Source organism: Duganella vulcania (genome assembly GCF_009857655.1).
Lineage (GTDB): Bacteria > Pseudomonadota > Gammaproteobacteria > Burkholderiales > Burkholderiaceae_D > Rugamonas > Rugamonas vulcania.
Map to the genome: position 1 here is coordinate 12,939 of NZ_WWCX01000021.1, position 20,233 is coordinate 33,171.

At 67.8% G+C, this 20,233-nt stretch carries 10 protein-coding genes; 6 read left to right on the forward strand and 4 right to left on the reverse strand.

Going from position 1 to position 20,233, the window contains the following annotated elements:
• Positions 1 to 184 precede the first annotated feature (184 nt).
• Positions 185 to 10,084 (reverse strand): SPM autocatalytic domain-containing protein, encoded by a 9,900-nt coding sequence (locus GTP90_RS14330; RefSeq protein WP_161084188.1) that lies wholly within the window; start codon positions 10,082 to 10,084, stop codon positions 185 to 187.
• 208 nt (positions 10,085 to 10,292) lie between these two features.
• Here GTP90_RS14330 and nudC point away from each other — a divergent pair, with 208 nt between their 5' ends.
• From nudC to GTP90_RS14345, 3 genes are all read left to right on the forward strand, one after another.
• Entirely contained in the window at positions 10,293 to 11,114 is an 822-nt protein-coding gene (nudC, locus tag GTP90_RS14335; RefSeq protein WP_161084189.1) for an NAD(+) diphosphatase, read from the forward strand.
• Positions 11,115 to 11,332: 218 nt separating this feature from the next.
• Positions 11,333 to 11,899, forward strand: a complete 567-nt coding sequence (folE, locus tag GTP90_RS14340) for a GTP cyclohydrolase I FolE (RefSeq protein WP_161084190.1) — start codon at positions 11,333 to 11,335, stop codon at positions 11,897 to 11,899.
• Positions 11,900 to 11,904: 5 nt separating this feature from the next.
• Positions 11,905 to 13,197, forward strand: a complete 1,293-nt coding sequence (locus GTP90_RS14345; protein ID WP_161084191.1) for a thioredoxin family protein — start codon at positions 11,905 to 11,907, stop codon at positions 13,195 to 13,197.
• Positions 13,198 to 13,299: 102 nt separating this feature from the next.
• On the opposite strand, the gene GTP90_RS14350 is transcribed toward GTP90_RS14345, so the two are convergent.
• From GTP90_RS14350 to GTP90_RS14360, 3 genes are all read right to left on the reverse strand, one after another.
• Positions 13,300 to 14,145: an REP-associated tyrosine transposase gene (locus tag GTP90_RS14350; RefSeq protein ID WP_161084192.1), complete on the reverse strand. Its 846-nt coding sequence runs from the start codon at positions 14,143 to 14,145 to the stop codon at positions 13,300 to 13,302.
• 160 nt (positions 14,146 to 14,305) lie between these two features.
• Positions 14,306 to 15,970 carry a M20/M25/M40 family metallo-hydrolase gene (locus tag GTP90_RS14355; RefSeq protein WP_161084193.1) on the reverse strand — a complete coding sequence of 555 codons (1,665 nt, stop codon included), beginning with the start codon at positions 15,968 to 15,970 and terminating at the stop codon, positions 14,306 to 14,308.
• Between the two features lie 28 nt (positions 15,971 to 15,998).
• Positions 15,999 to 16,907 (reverse strand): LysR family transcriptional regulator, encoded by a 909-nt coding sequence (locus GTP90_RS14360; RefSeq protein ID WP_161084194.1) that lies wholly within the window; start codon positions 16,905 to 16,907, stop codon positions 15,999 to 16,001.
• Positions 16,908 to 17,012: 105 nt separating this feature from the next.
• Between GTP90_RS14360 and GTP90_RS14365 the strand changes: the two genes are divergently transcribed.
• The 3 genes from GTP90_RS14365 (at position 17,013) to GTP90_RS14375 (ending at position 20,194) form a co-directional block, all read left to right on the forward strand.
• Entirely contained in the window at positions 17,013 to 18,011 is a 999-nt protein-coding gene (locus GTP90_RS14365; RefSeq protein WP_161084195.1) for an aldo/keto reductase, read from the forward strand.
• Positions 18,012 to 18,153: 142 nt separating this feature from the next.
• Positions 18,154 to 18,453 (forward strand): DUF4148 domain-containing protein, encoded by a 300-nt coding sequence (locus tag GTP90_RS14370; protein ID WP_161084196.1) that lies wholly within the window; start codon positions 18,154 to 18,156, stop codon positions 18,451 to 18,453.
• Positions 18,454 to 18,598: 145 nt separating this feature from the next.
• A complete protein-coding gene (locus tag GTP90_RS14375; protein ID WP_161084197.1) occupies positions 18,599 to 20,194 on the forward strand; it encodes a methyl-accepting chemotaxis protein in 1,596 nt (531 codons plus the stop codon).
• Positions 20,195 to 20,233 lie beyond the last annotated feature (39 nt).

Consider the following 20,233-nt stretch of genomic DNA (forward strand, 5'->3'; position numbering starts at 1 on the left):
TCTGGCATTCGGACACGAGCCCGGCAGTAACGGCGTGGGGTCAGGTCTGACATTCGGACACGAGCACAACCGTAGCCCCCGCTACGGTTGTGCTCGTGTCCGAATGTCAGACTTGACCCCAATGTGACGGCAGAGGTCGTGTCCGATTGCCAGACTTGACCCCACCGGGTCGACCCCACCGGGGTTAGCGGTTGGGGACGCTGAACCAGTTGCCGGTGTTGTGTTGCTGGTCGTCGGGCTGCTTGTTGAGCGCGGCTGCGGCGCCCGCCAGGGCTTGCCGGCTGCGGTAGTGCTGCAGCGCGTCGGCCATCGCTTGTGCGTTGCTATCGACTGCCGCCGTGTCGGACTTGCACAACGCCGCTTGGGGCGCCGGCGCCGCAGGCGCGTTGCCGGCGTAGGCGGCCATTGCGTTGCTCAGGCCGCTCACTTGCTGTTGCAGCGTGGCCGCGGTCGTGGCCGCGCTCTTCTGCGCCAGGAACCAGACGTCGGCGCTGGCGTGGCTGCTGCCGTCCGTGCCGGTGTAGCTCGATGTCAGGCCGACCATGTTGCCGTTCTGTTGCGTCAGCGCGTGGCCGGCGCTGGTGCTGATGGCGGCGATGCCCAGCTGGTCCAGCGTCTTCAACTCGCCGGCCTGGCTGATGCCGTCGGAGTTGCCATCCACCCACACCCGCAGCGCGCCGAAGCCGCTGTCGGCGCTGGTGATCTGGCCGTCGCCGTTGCTGTCGAGCGACTTGAGCGCGGCGTAGCCGTCGGCCGCCGTGCTGCCATCGGCCAGCCTGGTGGCGCTGCCGAACAGTTCGCCGCCGTCGTTGATGAGGCCGTCGCCGTTGCGGTCCAGGGCCAGCAGGCCGTCGTGGGCGTCGACCCAGCCGGTGTGCACGGCCTTGCCTTCGGCGCGGATGTCGAATTGCACTCCCGCCCCGATGCCCAGCGTTTGCACGCCGTTGCCGTCCAGGTCCAGCACCAGCGGCGTGGCGTAGTTGGTGGACGAGGCGTTCAGCGCCATGGTCTGCGTGACCGTCATCGCCGCCACCTGCGTGCCGGTGAAGGCGTTGGCTTGCGTGACGCTGAGCGCGGTCAGCCCGGCCGTGGTGAGCGACGGTACCTGCGCCGCCGTGAACGCGGCGATCTGGTCGGTGGTGAAGACGATCAGCTGGCTGGTCTTCAGGCCGGCCACCTGGGCGTTGGTCAGGCCGGCGATCTGCGCGGTGGACAGGTAGCCGATCTGCGTGGCCGTCAGCGAGCCGAGCTGGCTGGTGCTCCAGGCGCCCAGCTGCGTGGTGGTGAAGGCGTTGATCTGGTCCACCGTCAGCGCGGCGATCTGGGCGTTCTTCAGCGCCGCCATCTGCGTGGTGGTCAGCGCGGCGGCCTGGGTGCCGGTCAGCGCGTTGAGCTGGGTCGAGCTCAGCGTCTGCAGCTGCGAGGTGGTGACCGCTTGCAGCTGGTCGGTGCTGAACGCGGCCATCTGGTCCACCGTCAGCGCGGTAATCTGGCTGAGCTTGATGCTGGCGACTTGCGCCGTGGTCAGCGCCTGGACCTGCGTGTTGGACAGCGCGGCCAGCTGCGTGGTGTTCAGGTAGCCGATCTGCGCGGTGCGCAGCGCGGCGATCTGGCTGGTGCTCAGCGCGAACATCTGGTCGGCCGTCATCGCGCCCAGCTGCAGGCTGGTCAGGGCCTGCATCTGCGCGGTGTTGAGGCCGGCCAGCTGGCCGGCGGCCAGGCTGGACACTTGCAGCGTGCCCAGCGCGGCCACGTCGGCCGTCTGCAGCGCGCCGATCTGGTTGGTCGACAGCGCGGTCACGGCGTTGATGCTGAGCGCGGCCGCTTGCGCGGTGCTCAGCGAAGCGATCTGGTCGGTGCTGAGGACGTTCACCTGCGGCACGTCGATGGCGGCGATCTGCGCGGTTTTCAGGCCGCGGATCTGCGCCGTCGTCAGCGCGACGGTCTGGTCGGTCGACAGGCCGGTGAACTGACCGGCGGTCAGCGCGGCGACGTCCTGCGTGTCAAGCGCGGCCACCTGCGCGGTGCCCAGCGCGGCCAGCTGGCCGGCGCTCAGCGTCGGCATCTGCGCGGTGGACAGGCCGGTGACCTGGGCCGTGGACAGCGCGGCGATCTGGTCGGTGGAGAGGTTGCTGGCCTGGTCGGTGGTCAGCGCGGCGATCTGCGCGGTTTTCAGCGCGCGGATCTGGTCGCTGCCCAGCACCTGCAGGTTGTCCAGGCTCAGGCCGTACGCCAGCTGCGCCGTGCTGAGCGCGGCGATGTGGTCGGTGTCGAGCGCGGCCACCTGGCCGGTCTGCAGGCCGTAGGCCAGCTGGCTGGTGCTGAAGGCGGCCAGCTGCGCCAGGCTCAGCGCGTTCAGCTGAGCGGTGTTGAGCTCGCTGACCTGGGCGGTGGTGAAGGCGGCGACCTGGCGCGTGCTCATCGCGTTCAGGTCCACCGTTTCCAGCGCGGCGATCTGGCTGGACGTCAGCGCGGCAACCTGCTGCGTGGACAAGGTGGACGCCTGCGCGGTGCTCAGCGCGACGATCTGGTCGGTGGTCAGCGCCTGCACCTGGGCGGTGCCCAGCGCGACGGTCTGCGCGGTGCGCAGCGCGCCGATCTGGTCGGTGGTCAGGGCGGCGATGGCGTCGCTGCCCAGGCCGTAGGCCAGCTGCGCCGTGCCCAGCGCGGCGATGTGGGCGCTGTCCAGCGTGACCAATTGGGTGGTGCTGAGGCCGTTGTTGATCTGGCTGGTGGTCAGCGCGGCCAGCTCGGCCGTGGTCAGCGCGTTCAGCTGGTCGCTGCCCAGCGCGGCGACCTGGTCGCTGCCGAGCGCCACCATCTGGCGCGTGCTGAAGGACGACAGGTCGGCTGTTTCCAGCGCGGCGACCTGGGCCGTGGTGAGGGCCGCCACCTGGCGGGTGGCCAGCGAGCTGGCTTGCGCGGTGGTCAGCGCGGCGATCTGGTCGGTGCCCAGGCCGCTGGCGACCTGGTCGGTGGTGAGCGCCGCGACTTGCGCGGTGCCCAAAGTGGCGAACTGGTCGGTCAACAGCGCCTGCAGCTGGTCGCTGCCTAGCAGGACGACCTGGGCGGTGGTCAGCGCGGCCAGGTCGGCCGTTTCCAGCGCGGCCACCTGGTTGCTGGTGAGCGCGGTCAGCTGCACGCTGCTCAGCGCGCGCACTTGCGCGGTGCCCAGCGCGACGATCTGGTCGGTGGTGAGCGCGGCGAACTGCGCGGCCAGCAGGTGGTTGACGGCGCTGGTGCTCAGCGCGGCGAACTGGTCGGTGCCCAGCGCGGTCAGCTGGTCGGTGCTCAGCACCGGCGCCTGCACCGAGGTCAGCGCGGCCACTTGCGCCGTGCTCAGCTGGCCGAATTGCGCCGACGTCAGCGCGGTGATTTCCTGCGTGGTCAGGCCGGTGAAGGCGCTGGTGGACAGGGCGTTGAGCTGGTCGCTGGTCAGCGCGGCGAACTGGGCCGTGCTGAACGCGGCCAGCTGGTTGCTGCGCAGCGCCACGAAGTCCTTGGTGCTGAGCGCGGCGATCTGGCTGGTGCTCAGGCCGCTGATCTGCAGCGTGCTCAGCGTACCGACCTGGGCCGTGCCGAGCGCCTGGATGTGGTCGGTGCTGAGGGCGGCGATCTGGCCGCTGGCCAGGCCGGCGATCTGCGCGGTGGTCAGCACGCTGACCAGGTCGGTGGTCAGGGCGGCGATGTTGGCGCTGCCGATGGCGGCGACCTGCGCCGAGCCCAGCGCGACGAAGTCGGCGGTCTCCAGCGCGTCCAGCTGGTCGCTGCTGAGGGCGGCCACTTGCGCGGTGCTCAGCGCGGCCACTTGCAGGCTGCTCAGGCCGACCATCTGGTCGGTGGTGATGGCGCCGAACTGGCCGGCGTTGAGCGCGCCGATCTGCGTGCTCGACAGCGTGGCGAAGTCGTCGGTGCTGATGGCGGCGATCTGGTCGCTGCTGAGCGCGTTCAGCTGGCGGGTCGCCAGGTTGTCCACTTGCAGCGTGGTCAGCGCGGCGATCTGCGCGGTGGTCAGCGCGGCGGCCTGGGCCGAGGTCAGCGCGTCCATCTGCGCCGTGGTCAGGTTTTGCAGCTGGTCCATCGTCAGCGAGACCAGCTGATTGGTGGTCAGCGCCTGCACTTGCGCGGTCTTCAGCGCTTGCAGGTCGTCGGTGCCGAGCGCCTGCAACTGGTCGGTCGACAGCGTCACCAGCTGGCTGCTGCTCAGGGCGGCCGCCTGCGCGGTGGTCAGCGCGCCGATGTGGGCCAGGTCCAGTTGCGAGATCTGCAGCGTGCTCAGGGCCAGGATCTGGTTGCTCAGCAGCGCGGCCAGGTCGGGCAGCTCGATCGCGGCCAACTGGTCGGAACTGAGCGCGGCCAGCTGCGACGTGCCCAGCTGCGCGTACTGCTGCGTGGTCAGCGCGATGATCTGGTCGGTGCTGAGGGCGCGGAACTGCGCCGTGCCCAGCGCGTTCAGTTGCGCCGAGCCCAGGTTTTGCAGCTGGTCGGCGATCAGGACGTTGAGCTGGTCGCTGCCCAGGGCGGCGATCTGCGCGGCCTTCAGCGCGTCGAGGGCGTCGCTGCCCAGGGCCTGGATTTGCGCCGAGCTCAGCGACACCAGTTGATTGGTGGTCAGCGCCTGCGCCTGCGCGGTGGTCAGCGCGGCAATGCGGTCGGCCGCCAGCGCCTGCATCTGGTTGGTGCTCAGCGCGGCGATCTGCGCGGTCTTCAGCGCGGCCAGGTCTTCGGTTTCAATCACGGCCACTTGCTGCGTGGACAGCGCGGCCACTTGCGCCGTGCCCAGGGCCACGAATTGCTGCGTGGTCAGTTCAATGATCTGGTCCGAGCTCAGCGACTGGATCTGCGCGCTGCCCAGGGCGTTCAACTGCGTGGCTCCCAGGCTCTGCACCTGGGCCAGCGCCAGCGCGGCGATCTGGTCGCTGCTGAGCGAGGCGATCTGCGCGGTCTTCAGCGCCAGGATCTCGTCGGTGCTGAGCGCCTGCACCTGGCCGGTGGTCAGCGCCTGCACCTGCGCGGTGGCCAGGCTGGACGCCTGCGCCGTGGTCAGCGCCTGCACCTGGTCGGTGGTGAGCTGCTGGATCTGCGAGGTCTGCAATGCCGCCAGTTGCGCGGTCTTCATCGCGGCCAGGTCTTCCAGTTCCAGCGCGCGCAGCTGGTCGCTGCTCAGTACGCTGACGCCGGCCGTGCTCAGGCTGCCGATCTGTTTGGTGGTCAGCGCGACGATCTGGTTGGTGCCCAGCGCGGCGATCTGGTCGGTGGTGAGGCCGCCGATCTGCGCCGGCGTCAGCGCCTGGATCTGGTCGGTGCTCAGGTTGTTCAGCATGCCGAGCGCGCTCAGCTGGGCTGCCGTCAGCACGGCGAAGTCTGCCGTGCTCAGCGCGCCGATCTGGTCGGACGACAGCGAGGACAGCTGGGCGGTCGACATGGCGCCTACCTGGTTGCTGGTCAGCGCCATGATCTGGTCCGTGCTCAGCAGCGTGACCTGGGCGGTGCGCAGCGCGTTGATCTGCGCGGTCTTCAGCGCGGCGATCTCGTCGGTGTTGAGCGCGGCCAGCTGGCCGGCGCTCAGGGTGGCGATCTGGCCGGTGGCCAGCGCGCCTACTTGCAGCGTGGTCAGCGCGGCGATCTGCGCGGTCTGCAGGCCGAGGAATTGCGCCGTGCTCAGCGAGGACAGCTGGGCCGCCGTCATCGCCTGCAACTGGTCGGTGCCGATGGCGTCGAGCTGGTCCGTGCTGAGCGATTGCAGCTGCGCGGTGCGCAGCGCGGCCAGGTCTTGCGTTTCCAGCGCCTGCACCTGGCCGGTGGTCATGGCCGTCAGTTGCTGCGAGGTCAGGCCGGACACCTGGGTGGCGGTCAGGCCGGCGATCTGGTCGCTGCTCAAGAGAATGAACTGGTCGGTGCTCAGCGCAGCCACTTGCAGCGTCTTGAAGGCGGCCAGGTCCTGGGTTTCCAGCGCGGCCAGCTGGGTGGCGGAAAGCGCGCGCACCTGGGCCGTGCCGAGGTTGGCGGCCTGCTGCGTGCTCAGCGCAACGATCTGGGCGCTGGTCAGCGCCTGGAACTGGGCGCTGCCCAGGGCCGCCATCTGCGTGATGCTCAGGGCGCGGAACTGGTCGCTGCCCAGCGCTTCAAGCTGGTCGGTGGTCAGCGCCAGGATCTGCACGGTGCGCAGCGCCGCGATGTCTGCGGTGGAGAACACCTGCAACTGCGCGGTGCCCAGCGCGGCCAGCTGGCGCGAGCTCAGGCTCGCTACCTGCGTGGTGGTCAGCGCGGCCGCTTGCGCGGTGCTGAGGCTGGCGATGACGTCGGTGCCCAGCGCGGCGAACTGCGCGGTCTTGAGCGCGGCGAAGTCCTGGCTTTCCAGCGCGTTCAACTGGTCGCTGCCGAGGGCGGCGATCTGCTGCGTGGTCAGGTTGCTGACCTGGACGGTGGTGAGCGCGGCCAGCTGGTCGCTGTTGAGGGCGGCGATCTGCGCGGTCTTCAGCGCGGCGATCTGCGCCGTCTTCATCAGCGACAAGCCTTGCGTGCCCAGCGCCACCAGCTGGTCGCTGCCCAGCAGGCCGACTTGCGCCGTGGCCAGGCCGGTCACCTGCGCGGTGCTCAGGTTGGCGATCTGCGCGGTGGCGAAAGCGGCCAACTGGGCGCTGCCCAGCGCGGCCAGCTGGGCCGTGGTCAAGGCTTGCACCTGCGACGCGGTCAGCGCGTTCAGGTTGTCGGTGCCGAGGCCGGCGATCTGCGAGGTCTTCAGTGCGGCCAGGTCGCGTGTTTCCATCGCGACGATCTGGCTGCTGCCCAGCGACAGCAGCTGGCGCGTGCTCAGGCTGCCGACTTGAGCGGTGGTCAGCGCGACGATCTGGTCGCTGCTCAGCAGGCTGATCTGGTTGGTGCCCAGCGCGGCCAGTTGCGCGGTCTTCAGCGCAGCCAGGTCGTCGGTGGCGATGGCCAGCAACTGGTCGCTCGACAGCACGGCGATTTGCTGGCTGCCCAGGTTGCTGGCCTGGGCGGTGCTCAGCGCGGCGATCTGGTCGGTGCTCAGCGCGGCCAGCTGCTTGCTGGTCAGCGCGGCCAGCTGCTGGGTCTTCATCGCCTGCAACTGGGCGGTGGTGATGGCGGCCACGTCGGATGTGTCCAGCGCGACGACCTGCTGCGACTTGAGCGCGGCCAGGTCGGCGGTTTCCAGTGCGACGATCTGGTCGGTCGACAGCTGCGCCACTTGCTGGGTGGCCAGCGCGCCCGCTTGCAGCGAGGTCAGCGCGACGATCTGGTCGGTGGTGACGGCGGCCAGCTGGTTCGAGCTCAGCGCGTTGAGCTGGCTCGACTTCAGCGAGGCCCAGTCGGCCGTGGTGAGCGCGGCCACCTGTTCGGTCAGCAGGTAGCCGATCTGGGCGGTGCTCAGGGCGTTCACCTGCGCGGTGTTCAGCGCGCCCAGCTGGGCCGAGTTCAGCACGCGGATCTGGTCGGATGTCAGCTGCGTGATCTGCGCGGTTTTCAGCGCGGCCACCTGGCCCACGGTCAGCAGGGCGATGGCCTTGGTGCCCAGGCCCAGCAGCTGGCTGGTCTGCAGCGCGGCGAAGTCCTGGGTTTCCATGGCGTTGAGCTGGTCGGTGCTCAGCGCGTTGAGCTGGCCCGGCGTCAGCGCGCCGGCCTGGGCGGTGGTCAGGGCGACGATCAGGTCGGTGCCCAGCGCGGCCACCTGGGCCGTGGTGAGGGCGATGATCTGCGCGGTCTTGAGGGCGGCGAAGTCCTGCGTCTCCAGCGCGTTGAGCTGGTTGGTCGACAGCGCGGCGATCTCGCGCGTGCTGAGCGCGGCGGCTTGCGCGGTGGTCAGCGCGACGATCTGGTCGGTGGTCAGCGCGGCGATCTGGGCGGTGGTGAAGTTGCTCAGCTGGGTGCTAGCCAGCGCGGCGAACTGCGTGGTGGTCAGCGCGGCCACGGCGTTGCTGCCCAGCGCGGCGGCCTGCTGCGATTTGAGCGCCACCAGGTCCTGCGTTTCCATCGCGGCCACCTGGTCGGAGGTGAGCGCGGCGATCTGCTGGGTGGCCAGCGAGGCCACCTGCTGCGAGCCCAGGCCGACGACCTGGTCGGTGGTGAGCGCGCCGATCTGGGCGCTGCCCAGCGCGGCCAGCTGGGCCGTTTTCAGCGCGGCCAGGTCGCGGGTTTCCATCGCGGCCAACTGGCTGGTGCCCAGCGCGGCCAACTGGCGCGTGGTCAGCGCGCCGGCTTGGGCCGTGGTCAGGCTGACGATCTGGTCGGTGTCGAGCGCGCCGGTCTGCTGGGTGCCCAGGGCCGCCACCTGCGCGGTGGTCAGCGCGGCGACCTGGTCGGTGCCCAGGCTGCGGATGTTGTTGGTGCTCAGGCCGCCCAGTTGCTGGGTGCGCAGCGCGGCCAGGTCTTGGGTGCTCATTGCGGCGAGCTGGTCGCTGCTCAGCGCCGACAGTTGCAGCGAGCTGAGGGCGTTGGCTTGCGCGGTCTTCAGCGCGGCGACCTGGTCGGTGCTGAGCGCGGCGATCAGGCTGGTGCCCATGGCGGCCAGCTGCTGCGTCTTGAGCGCGGCCAGGTTGGCGGTGCTCAGCGCGCCCAGTTGCGTGGTCGACAGCGCGGCCACCTGCTGCGAGGCCAGGCCGCCGATCTGGGCGGTGCTCAGCACGGCGATCTGGTCGGTGCCGAGCGCGGCCAGTTGCGCGGTCCGCAGCGCGCCCATTTGCAGCGAGCTCAACGCTGCGATCTGGTCGGTGCCCAGCGCGGCCACGCCGCTGGTGGACACGGCGGCGATCTGCTGCGTGCGCAGCGCGGCCAGGTCCTGCGTTTCCATCGCGGCCAGCAGGGTGGTGCTCAGCGCGGCCAGTTGCTGTGTGGCCAGGCCGGCCGCCTGCGCGGTGCCCAGGCCGGCGATTTGACCGGTGCCCAGCGCGTTGATCTGGGCGGTGGTGAAGGCCGCCACCTGCGCGGTCTTCATCGCGGCCAGGTCGCGGGTTTCAATGGCAGCCACCTGGTCCGAGCTCAGCACGATGATCTGCGCCGTGCCCAGCGCGGCCACCTGGGCCGTGGTCAGTGCGACGATCTGGTCGGTGGACAGGCCGCGCAGCTGGCCGCTGCGCAATGCGGCGATCTGGGCCGTGGTCAGCGCGGCGACCTGGTCGGTGCTCAGCACCGAGGTGCTGATGGTGTTGAGCGCGTTCAGCTGCTGGCTCTTGAGCGCGGCGAAGTCCTGGGTTTCCATCGCGGCCAGCTGGGTGCTGGACATCTGGCCCAGTTGCAATGTGGTCAGCGCGGCGGTCTGCGCGGTGGTCAGCGCGACGATCTGGTCGGTGCTGAGGGCGGCGAATTGCTTGGTGGTCAGCGCGGCGATCTGCGCGGTCTTCAGCGCGGCGAAACCGTCGGTGCCGAGCGCGGCCAGTTGGTCGCTGCCGAGGGCGCTGATCTGCTGGGTCGCCAGGCTGCTGCTTTGCGCGGTGCGCAGCGCGGCCATCTGCGCCGTGGTCAGCGCGCCCAGCAGGCCGGTGCCCAGCGCGAGCAGCTGCTGCGTGCCGAGCGCGGCGATGTCGTCGGTGTCGACGCTGGCCAGCTGGTTGCTGGACAGGGCGGCGATCTGGCGGGTCTGCAGCGCGGCGGCCTGGCTGCTGGTCAGCGCGGCGATCTGGTCGGTGCTCAAGGCGCGCACCTGCGCGGTGTTGAGCGACACCAGCTGGGCGCTGCGCAGCGCGGCGATGTCGCCGGTGCCGACGATGGACAACTGCTGCGTGCCGAGCGCGGCCAGCTGCAGGGTCGCCAGCGCGGCGAACTGGTCGGTGGTGAGGCCGTTGACCAGCTGGTTGGTGCTCAGGCTGACGATCTGGCCGGTGGTCAGCGCCGCGATCTGTTTGGTGGTGAAGCCGTAGCCCAGCTGCTGCGTGGTGAGCGTCTGCAGGTTCTGGGTGGACAGCGCCCGCAACTGGCTGGTGCCGAACGCGGCCAGCTGATCGGTGCTCCACGCGGTCATCTGCAAAGTGGTGAGCAGCACGATATCCGCAGTCGTCAGTAAAGCGATCTGATTGGTCTGCAGGCTGGCGATTTGGTCGGTCGTTAAACCAGGTACGAGTGATGGCATGTGAAATAGTCTCCTTACGGAAATATATAGTACCGCCAAACGATGTCATACAGTAAGGAAAGGGGGGAAAGTAGTGTAAATCTTGGTCTGAAAACAATGACTTAGCACGCGTTCTGTCATCAGGATGTCATCAATTCCCAGGACCAAAGTAAGCATTTAGGAAACACTGTAAGATCATGGCTTGCGATTCCACCCGAGCCCCCCTGCCATGCTGCTGACTCCCGCCACATTTACCCCGCTGATCCGCCCCCAGGACCATGACGATCCATTAACTTTCGTGTTTCACCGTGGGGAGTTGCTTTTGCGCAACGAAATCCTCGGCCTGCCCGACCGCGAGGCGGTGGCGGCGCTGAACCTGCCGGCCGAGCGCTTCCACGCGCTGGGGCTGTGGGAAGGGCGCTACTACCAGCTGGCCTGGGTCGACCAGCCGCAACTGCCGGGGCCGGAATACGGCTACCACGGCCTGCGCTCGCTGTTCGGCGTGGTCGACGAAAGCTTCGTGGCGCTGGCCGCGCGCGCCAGCCAGCTGGCCGAATGGGCGCGCACCCACCGCTACTGCGGCGTCTGCGCCACGCCGATGCGCCAGCTCGAGGGCGAGCGCTGCTACCAATGCCCGAGCTGCGGCATGAGCGCCTATCCGCGCATCTCGCCGGCCATGATGGTGCTGGTGCGCAAGGGCGACCAGGTGCTGCTGGCCATGCACGCCAACGCGCCGTACAAGCGCTACACCGCGCTGGCCGGCTTCCTGGAGGCGGGCGAGTCGATCGAGGAGGCGGTGCACCGCGAGGTGTACGAGGAGGTCGGGCTGCGGGTGCACAACCTGAAATACTTCGGCAGCCAGTCGTGGCCGTTCCCGCATTCGCTGATGATCGCCTACACCGCCGAGTACCTGGACGGCGAGATCCGCGTCGACCAGAACGAGATCGCCGACGCCCGCTGGTTCGGCGCGGACGACGAATGGCCGGACATGACGGTCACCGTATCGATCGCCGCCGAGTTGCTGAACGCCCACCGGCCAAAGCGACAGTGAACTGTGACGGAGTAAACGATAGTGCCTGCCGCGCGGAGCGCCACGCATGGCGGCGTTGCAAATGCTCGCAATAGCTCGCTATTGCTGCGCTTTGCGCCTTGCCCTGCGCGCCGCCCGCGCGTCCTGCCCTACCGTTTCCTCCGCCACAGTCCACTTGCCGGTAGCTTGCCGCGGATTTCTATATACTGTCGGCAATCGTTAAAAAAAGGTGTTTCAACATGTCTCAAAAAGAATTTTCGGAAGGCGACTGGCGTCGTCTGATCGCCAGTTTCGGTGAAGATCCCGACCGTCCGGGCCTGCTGGAAACCCCGGCCCGCGTCTCCAAAGCATGGAAACACTGGACCTCCGGCTACGGCCAGGACCCGGTCGAGCTGCTGAAAGCGTTCGAAGACGGCGCCGAACAGTACAACGAGCTGATCGTCGTGCGCGGCATCCCGGTCTACAGCCACTGCGAACACCACCTGGCGCCGTTCTTCGGCAAGGCCACGGTCGGCTACGTCCCGAACGGCAAGATCGTCGGCCTGTCCAAGCTGACCCGCCTGGTCGACTGCTTCGCCAAGCGCCTGCAGGTGCAGGAACGCATGACCATGCAGATCGCCAACGCGCTGATGGAAGTGCTGGAACCGAAGGCGGTCGGCGTGGTGGTCAAGTGCCGCCACCTGTGCATGGAAAGCCGCGGCATCCGCACGCCGGGCGAAGAAACCGTCACCTCCGCCATGCTCGGCGAGCTGCAGCCCAACCTGGCGATGCGCACCGAATTCCTGGCGCTGGCACGCGAGTCCTAAGCGGCATGGCGGCGATCGCTTGGCAGCACGGCGGCCTCGACGCCGCCTTCGCATTGGCGGCCGCGCAGCAGCGGCCGCTGTTCCTGTACTGGGGCGCGGTCTGGTGCCCGCCCTGCAACCGGGTCAAATCCGACATCTTCGCGCGCGACGAGTTCATCTCGCGCTCGGCCTCGGTGGTCTGCCAGCAGCTGGACGGCGACAGCGCCGGCGCGCAGGCGCTGGGCGCGCGCTACGGCCTGCGCAGCTATCCGACGCTGGTGCTGTACGCGCCGGATGGCCACGAAATCACGCGCCTGCCGTGCGAGCTGGACGGCGAACTGTTCACGTCCGCCTTCGACAACGCGCTGGCCGTGCACGCGGCCGGCTCGTGCGCATCGAGCGCGCTGGCGGCGGCCTTGTCCGGCGAGCGCAAGCTCAGCGCCGGCGAATGGTCGCTGCTGAGCCATTATTCCTGGGACACCGACGAAGGCCGCCTGCTGGGGACGCGCGCGCTGGCGCCGACCCTGCTGGCGCTGGTGCGCGCCTGCGACGATGCCGACGCCGGAGTGCGCCTGCAACTGCACGCGCAACTGGCCACGGCCGGCAAGGACATCGACGCCGAAGCCAACGCCGCGCTGTTGCTGAAGGTGTTTGCCGACGCGCGGCTGGCGCGCGCCAACATGGACATCCTCACCAACAGCGGCATCAACCTGATCAAGTTCGCCACGCGGCGCGAAGAACTGGTGGCCGCGCTGGGCGCGGTTGCCGCGCAATGGGCCGACGACTTCTGGCTCGGCGCGCCGGACCGCCTGATGGCGGTGCGCCTGCAGATGCGCCTGGGCCGCCTGCTGGCGCCATCGCAAGGCTTGCAGGAGCGGGTGCGCGAGCGGGTGGAGCAAGCGCTGGCGGAGTCGACCGATCCGTACGAACGCCACACGCTGGTCAACACCGCGGTGAGCGCCCTGAACGACGCCGGCCTGTCGGCGCAGGCCGAGCAAGTGCTGCTGGCCGAACTGCCGCGTTCGCATTCACCGTACTACTTCATGTTGAGCCTGGCATCCAGCGCCAAGCGGCGTGGCGACACGGCGGCTGTGCTCGAGTGGTACGGCAAAGCCTGGCAAGCGGCGGTAGGCCCGGCGACGCGACTGCAATGGGGCGTCACCTACCTGAGCAGTTTATTGGAGCTGGCGCCGCAAGACAGCGCCCGCATCGAGCAAGCCCGCACCGGCCTGCGCGCCGACATCGCCCAAGCCGGCGCCGACGCCCACCAGCAACGCAACCAGGCCCAGCTGCAAAAACTCAATTGGGGTCAAGTCTGACATTCGGACACGAGCTCAGCCCTAAGGTGGGGTCAAGTCTGACATTCGGACACGAGCTCTGCCGTTGCAGGGTGGGGTCAAGTCTGGCAATCGGACACGAGCTCAGCCCTTGTCCCGGCGCTCCAGCGTGGCGACGGCGCGGCTCACCGTCTTGACCGAGACGCCGAAGTGCTCGGCGATTTGCCGCATCGAAAACGCGGTGGAGCGGTAGGCTTCCGCCATCGCGACATCGCGCGCGTACCGCAACGCGTACTCGTCAAGCGGCATCGCCAGCGCGCGCCGCTGCACCCGCGCGATTTCCACCGATCTGGATTCCTTCGCCAATTCGCGGTGCTGCGCGATGAACCCGGCATCACCCAATATGCACCGGAAGCGCACCTGCTTGAGCGGGCTGTCCGCGTGCATGCCGGCCATGACGAACTGGTGATAGGCAAGCCGCGCCGCCATCTGATCCTGGCCGAAGCAGGCCAGCAGCCAATGGGTTGCCAGCCAAGCGGCTGCCGGGGCCTCGCCAGTCATCGCGCGATAGCTGCTCCACTCCCAATCGCCGGGCGCGCACGCCATGCCGGCGCGCACGGGATTCAGAACGATGTAGCGCGCCAGTTCGCGCAGGTAGCTCTCCTTTTGCACGAGGATGGCGTGATATCGGCCCTGCATGACGTGGCCGGCCAATTCGTGGCGGCGGTTGTAGTACTGCGAGTACGCGCTGTTCAACTGGCGCATGCCTCGCCCGAGATTGCCTTCGGGCGTCTCGACCAGCACGTGATAGTGGTTCGCCATCTGGCAAAACGCGTGGACGACGAAATGAAAACGCCCGCATACGCGTTCAATTTCCGCGAGCCAGGCCAGGCGATCGGTGCGATCGCGAAAGATACGCTCACGCCGGTTGCCGCGGCAAGTGACGTGGTAAAGCGCACCGGGGAATTCGAGTCTGAGTGGACGGGCCATCGCCACAATGTAGCGGTTGCTTGACGGCGCGGCGCTGATGCAGCGCAGAAGTCGTCATAGTCCCGGCCGCCAGATACGGCAGAGCTCGTGTCCGAATGCCAGACTTGACCCCCACAATCTTCAGCAGAGCTCGTGTCCGAATGTCAGACTTGACCCCACATCAGCGCTTGAACTCGGCGTTGTCTTTCCATTGCGGGCGGTCTTTGCCCTGGGCGACCTGGTAGCCGGCTTTGAACAGCAGTTCGATGTCTTCCACCGCGCCGCTGGTGTCCCATTTGGCTTGCACCGTGTCGTTGACGGTGTGGTACTGGTGCGCGCTGTAGTTGAGCAGCTTCTCGCGGCCGTAGCCGGCGGCCTTGCCAATGAAGTTGGCGCTGCTGCGCAGATACACCACCGGCACGCCGCCCCTGGCGAATTCGAACTGGTCGCCCCGGTAGAAGCTGCCGTAGTCGGCGTTGCTGTCCGGCCGCACGCTGCGGCCCTGCCCGCGCGCGATGCCGATCACCAGATCGTCAGCGCTGGATTTGCCCATGCCGCTCAACTCGACGTCGCGCGTGCGGCCCCACATGTTCAGGCCGTCCACGTTGATGTCCAATAGCGTCTTGTTCAGCGGGTAGGCCGGGTTCCGCGCGTAGTATTGCGCGCCCAGCAGGCCGCGCTCCTCGGCCGTGGTCAGCACAAACACGATGGTGCGCTTGGGCGCCACCGGCAGCGCTTTGTAGGCGCGCGCGATTTCCAGCAGCGCGGCGACGCCGGTCGCGTTGTCCATCGCGCCGTGGAAGATCTGTTGCGTGCGCGGTCCCGGCAGCGTGTCGTCGATGCCGAAGTGGTCCCAGTGCGCGCTGTAGACGATCGCTTCGTTCTTCAGCAACGGATCGGAGCCGGGGATCCGCGCCACCACGTTGTGCGAGCCCACCTCGCGCCACGCGTTCAGCGCCGTGACGTTGAGCTTGACGCCCAGCGGCACCGGCTTGAAGTTGCGCGACAGCGCCTGCTGCTTGAGCACATCGAAGTCCTGGCCGGCGGCCTTGAACAGTTCGCGCGCGCGGTCGCCCTGCAGCCAGCCGGGGATGGCCGGGAACAGCGGATCGGGCGTCTTGCCCTTGATGGCGAAATTCTCGCGGCCCCAGCTGTTGCGCACCACGTCGTACGGATAGGTGGCCGGCTTGGTCTCGTGCACGATCAGCGCGGCGGCCGCGCCCATCTTGGCCGCCATCTCGAATTTGTAGTTCCAGCGGCCGTAGCGCGTGGTGGCGCTGCCGCCGAACATGGCCGGGTCCAGCTGCTTGGGATGCTTGGGGTCGGGCAGCTGGGGGTCGTTGATCAGCATGACCAGCGTCTTGCCCTTCAGGTCGGCGCCCTTGTAGTCGTCCCACTGAAACTCGGGCGCCTGCACGCCGTAGCCGACAAACACCAGCTCGGAATTGGCGACCTCGATTTTCTTGTCGGTGCGCGCGGTCCACGCCACGTAGTCGTCGCCGAAGGTCAGTTGCTTGCTTTGGCCGTCCTTGATGTAGCTCATCGTCGGATGGCTGGAGATGGCCACCAGCGGCACCGGCTGCAAATAAGTGCCGTCCGGGTTGCCCGGCTCCAGGCCCATCTTCTTGAACTGCTGTTGCAGGTATTCGATGGTCACGGTTTCGCCGTGGGTGCCCGGCGCGCGGCCCTCGAACTCGTCGGAGGCCAGCGTGGTGATGTGCTCCAGCAGGCGTTCGCCGTCGATGCGCGGCGTCGCCGCCTCGGCCGGTTTTCCGGCCTTGGGCGCGGCGGCCAGGGCGTGGCCGGTGCTTAACGCCAGCAGCGCCATCGACAGTAGGTATCTCATTTGGAAATGATTGCTAAGAGGGAAGCCCTTATTCTGACACATTTTGTTGCTCAAGAACACTAGCAAGCCAATCGACCACCACCCGCACGCGTGGCGACAGGTGGCGGTTGTGCGCGTACACGATGTTCAGCGGCAGCGGCGCCGGCCGCCATTGCGGCAGCACCTCTTCCAGTTGGCCCGAGGCCAGCAGCGGCGCCAGGCTCTGGCGCGGCATCTGGATCAGGCCCAGGCCGGCCAGGCAGCAGGCCAGGTAGGCGTCGGTGCCGCTGACCGACACCTGGCTGCGCATCGGCAGGGTGCGTTCGGCGCCGTCGGCGTCGACGTATTCCCAATCGAGGTCGCGCCCGCTCTGGCTGGAGAAGAAATTGACCGCCGTGTGGTGGCGCAGGTCGTCCAGCGTTTGCGGCCGGCCGTGGCGCGCCAGGTAGGTGGGCGCGGCGACATTGATTTGTTCCATCGCCGCCACACGGCGCGCCACCAGCGTGGAATCGCGCAGGGTGCCGCCGCGCACCGCGCAGTCGATGCCTTCGCCGACCAGGTCGACGTAGCGGTCGGTGGAGCCCAGCCGCAGCTGCAGGCGCGGATGGCGCTGGCAGAACGCCGGCAGCGCCGGGATCACGTACAGGTGCGCCAGCCGCTCCGGCAGGTCGATCCGCACCGTGCCGCTGAGCAGGCGGCCGTCGCCGGCGAACAGGCCGTTCAGGTTGTCCAGGTCGTTGAGCAGGGCGGTGCAGCGCTCCAGGTATTGCGCGCCCTCCACCGTCAGGCTGACCTTGCGCGTGGTGCGCTGGAGCAGGCGCACGCCCAGCTGCTGTTCAATGGCCTGCACGGCGTTGGTGACGCTGGGCTTGGGCAGGTCCAGCCGCTCGGCCGCCTGCGTGAAGCTCTTGCAGTCGGCCACCGCCTGGAAGATCTGCATGGCCTTGAACTGGTCCATGATTGTTATCTCTGGTCGAATAAAGTAATAGGATCTACTGTATTTATTGCTGATATCGATAATAGCATAATGGCGCCACTCACTCACCACCCTGGAGATTTCATCATGCAAACACGCAAACTTGGCCGCACCGGCCCGCAAGTCGCCCAGCTGGGCCTGGGCCTGATGGGCATGTCCGACCTGTACGGCCCGGCCGACCGCGGCGAAAGCCTGGCCACCATCCGCGCCGCCATGGACGCCGGCGTCACCTTGCTCGACACCGGCGACTTCTACGGCATGGGCCACAATGAAATGCTGCTGGGCGAGGCGCTGGCCGCCGGCGGCCGCGACGGCGTGCAGATCAGCGTCAAGTTCGGCGCGCTGCGCGATCCGTCCGGCCAGTGGAGCGGCCTCGACACCCGCCCGGTCGCGGTGAAGAACTTCGCCGCGTATTCGCTCAAGCGCCTGGGCGTCGAGCACATCGACATCTACCGCCCGGCCCGGCTTGATCCCAACGTGCCGATCGAGGACACGGTGGGCGCCATCGCCGAGCTCATCCAGGCTGGCCGCGTCAAGCACATCGGCCTGTCCGAGGTGGGCAGCGAGACCTTGCGCCGCGCCCACGCGGTGCATCCGATCGCCGACCTGCAGATCGAGTATTCGCTGATCTCGCGCGGCATCGAGAACGGCATCCTGCAGACCTGCCGTGAGCTGGGCATCGGCATCACCGCCTACGGCGTGCTGTCGCGCGGCCTGATCAGCGGCCACTGGAGCAAGCAGCGCGAAGGCGAGGCCGATTTCCGCGGCCTGGCCAGCCCGCGCTTCCAGGGCGAGAACCTGGACCGCAACCTGGCGCTGGTGGAGAAGCTGCGCGCCATCGCCGGCGAGCTGGGGGTGTCGGTGGCGCAGGTGGCGATCGCCTGGGTGGCGGCGCAGGGCGAGGACATCGTGCCGCTGGTCGGCGCCCGCACCCGCGTGCGGCTGGAGGAGGCGCTGGCCTCGACCAGGGTGAAGCTGTCGCCGTCCGACCTGGCGCGGCTGGAGCAGGCGGTGCCGCCCGGCGCGGCGTCCGGCGGCCGCTACGACGCCCACTCGACCTCGGTGCTGGACAGCGAGAACAGCTGACCTATCGGATAAGCGGATGAGTTTAAGCGGATATTTGCGCTTTTATATCTGAAAAATTAATCCTACTATGACTCCATCGACGACACAAAGCCGGTTGGCCCCCAGGACTGGGTGCCACACTTAATCTGACAAGGAGCATCACATGAACGCCAAATCCATCATCGCATCGGTCTCCCTCCTGCTTGCCGCTGGCGGCGCTTTCGCGCAGGGCCCTGTGGAGCAGAACGAAGTCACCGCCGACATCGCCAACGCCAAGCCGGTCGCCAGCACGGTCACCCGGGCCCAGGTCAAGGCGGAAACCATTGCCGCCATCCAGGCCGGCGCGCTGGAGCAGAACGAAGTCACCGGCGACATCGCTTACCAGGCGGCCCATGGCGGCAAGACCCCAGGCGTGGAAGCGCGCCTGGCCGCCAAGTCGGTCAAGGACCGTAGCGTTCAATAAAAATCCGCCGCAGTCTTCCGGCGGGCGCCGCGATGCAGATCGCGGCGCCCGTTTTTTTTTGATGCACATATGCAAATAAACGACAGTGTCTAGGACACAATTGGGGTATTCTGATTGCCATAAGACAATACGGAGACCCTGTACCATGAATAAGTTGTCCTTCCAACAGAAGCTCTGGGTACCGTTGATTTGCAGCCTGCTGTGCATCACCGCCATCTTCATTTACCAGACCCTGCAGATGCGCGACGTGCGCATCGAGGAACGCCAGATCGATCTGATGAATCTGGACGAGGCCGGCCTCAGCCTCCTCAAGCTGTACGGCGACAAGGCCAGCTCCGGCGCCATGAGCAAGGAGGACGCCCAGAAGCAGGCGATGGCCGCGATCCAGGCGCTACGCTTCGGCAAGGACGGTTACATTTCCATCACCCAGGGCACGCGCTCGCTGATGAATCCGTTCAAGATGGATAACAACGGCAAGGACATGGCCGACTTCAAGGACCCGAACGGCGTCTACCTGTACCGCGACATCGCGGCGGCCGCCGCCAAGCCCGAGGGCGGCGGCTTCGTGCGCTATTCGTGGGTCCGGCCCAACACCAAGGAGCCGGTGCCCAAGATGAGCCGCGTGGTGCACTTCGCGCAGTGGGACTGGGACCTGGTCACCGGCGCCTACATCGACGACATCGACAACGCCTTCTACGCCTCGCTGTACAAGTCGGCCGGCGTGCTGGCGCTGGTGTGCCTGGTGCTGTGGACCATCGTCAGCATGGTCAACAAGAGCCTGCGCCACACCATCGGCGGCGACCCCGAGTATGTGGGCGAGATCGCCCGGCAGATCGCCGGCGGCGACCTGAGCGCGCACATCAAGACGCATGAATCGGACCGCGCCAGCATCTTGTACGGCATGAAGTCCATGCAGGCGCGGCTGGCCGACACCATCGGCGAGATCCGCCGCAGCGCCGACACCATCGCCACCGCCTCGGGCGAGATCGCCTCGGGCAATATGGACCTGTCGGCCCGCACCGAATCGCAGGCCAGCTCGCTGGAAGAGACCGCCGCGTCGATGGAGGAGCTGACCTCGACCGTGAACCAGAACGCCGACAACGCGGTGCAGGCCAACCAGCTGGTGATGTCGGCCTCGGCGGTGGCGGAGAAGGGCGGGCGCGTGGTATCGCAGGTGGTGCAGACCATGGACACCATCAACGCCTCGGCCACGCGCATTGTCGACATCATTTCGGTCATTGACGGCATCGCCTTCCAGACCAACATCCTGGCCTTGAACGCGGCGGTGGAAGCGGCGCGCGCGGGCGAGCAGGGCCGTGGCTTCGCGGTGGTGGCGTCCGAGGTGCGCAACCTGGCGCAGCGTTCGGCCGGCGCGGCCAAGGAAATCAAGGAGCTGATCAACGCCTCGGTGGACAGCATCAACGCCGGCAGCGCGCTGGTGGCCGAGGCGGGCACGACGATGGATCAGGTGGTGGCCAGCGTCTCGCGGGTCACGCAGATCATGTCGGCGATCACCGAAGCCTCGAGCGAGCAGAGCACGGGCATCGGCCACGTCAACATGGCGATCACGGAGATGGATTCGGTGACGCAGCAGAACGCCGCGCTGGTGGAGCAAGCGGCGGCCGCAGCGGGCAGCATGCAGGACCAGGCCGGCCGCCTGGCCGAGCTGGTGAGCCGCTTCAAGCTGGAAGGCGAAACCGCCGCCGGCGCCAACCGCCCAAGCCGCCTCGCCCTGCGCTAAAACACTGGGGTCAAAACACTGGGGTCAAGTCTGACATTC

What these genes read in the sequence shown, in the direction of transcription:
- GTP90_RS14330 (WP_161084188.1), bottom strand. Translation starts at nt 10,084, where the DNA reads ATGCCATCACTCGTACCTGGTTTAACGACCGACCAAATCGCCAGCCTG.
- nudC (WP_161084189.1), top strand. Translation starts at nt 10,293, where the DNA reads ATGCTGCTGACTCCCGCCACATTTACCCCGCTGATCCGCCCCCAGGAC.
- folE (WP_161084190.1), top strand. Translation starts at nt 11,333, where the DNA reads ATGTCTCAAAAAGAATTTTCGGAAGGCGACTGGCGTCGTCTGATCGCC.
- GTP90_RS14345 (WP_161084191.1), top strand. Translation starts at nt 11,905, where the DNA reads ATGGCGGCGATCGCTTGGCAGCACGGCGGCCTCGACGCCGCCTTCGCA.
- GTP90_RS14350 (WP_161084192.1), bottom strand. Translation starts at nt 14,145, where the DNA reads ATGGCCCGTCCACTCAGACTCGAATTCCCCGGTGCGCTTTACCACGTC.
- GTP90_RS14355 (WP_161084193.1), bottom strand. Translation starts at nt 15,970, where the DNA reads ATGAGATACCTACTGTCGATGGCGCTGCTGGCGTTAAGCACCGGCCAC.
- GTP90_RS14360 (WP_161084194.1), bottom strand. Translation starts at nt 16,907, where the DNA reads ATGGACCAGTTCAAGGCCATGCAGATCTTCCAGGCGGTGGCCGACTGC.
- GTP90_RS14365 (WP_161084195.1), top strand. Translation starts at nt 17,013, where the DNA reads ATGCAAACACGCAAACTTGGCCGCACCGGCCCGCAAGTCGCCCAGCTG.
- GTP90_RS14370 (WP_161084196.1), top strand. Translation starts at nt 18,154, where the DNA reads ATGAACGCCAAATCCATCATCGCATCGGTCTCCCTCCTGCTTGCCGCT.
- GTP90_RS14375 (WP_161084197.1), top strand. Translation starts at nt 18,599, where the DNA reads ATGAATAAGTTGTCCTTCCAACAGAAGCTCTGGGTACCGTTGATTTGC.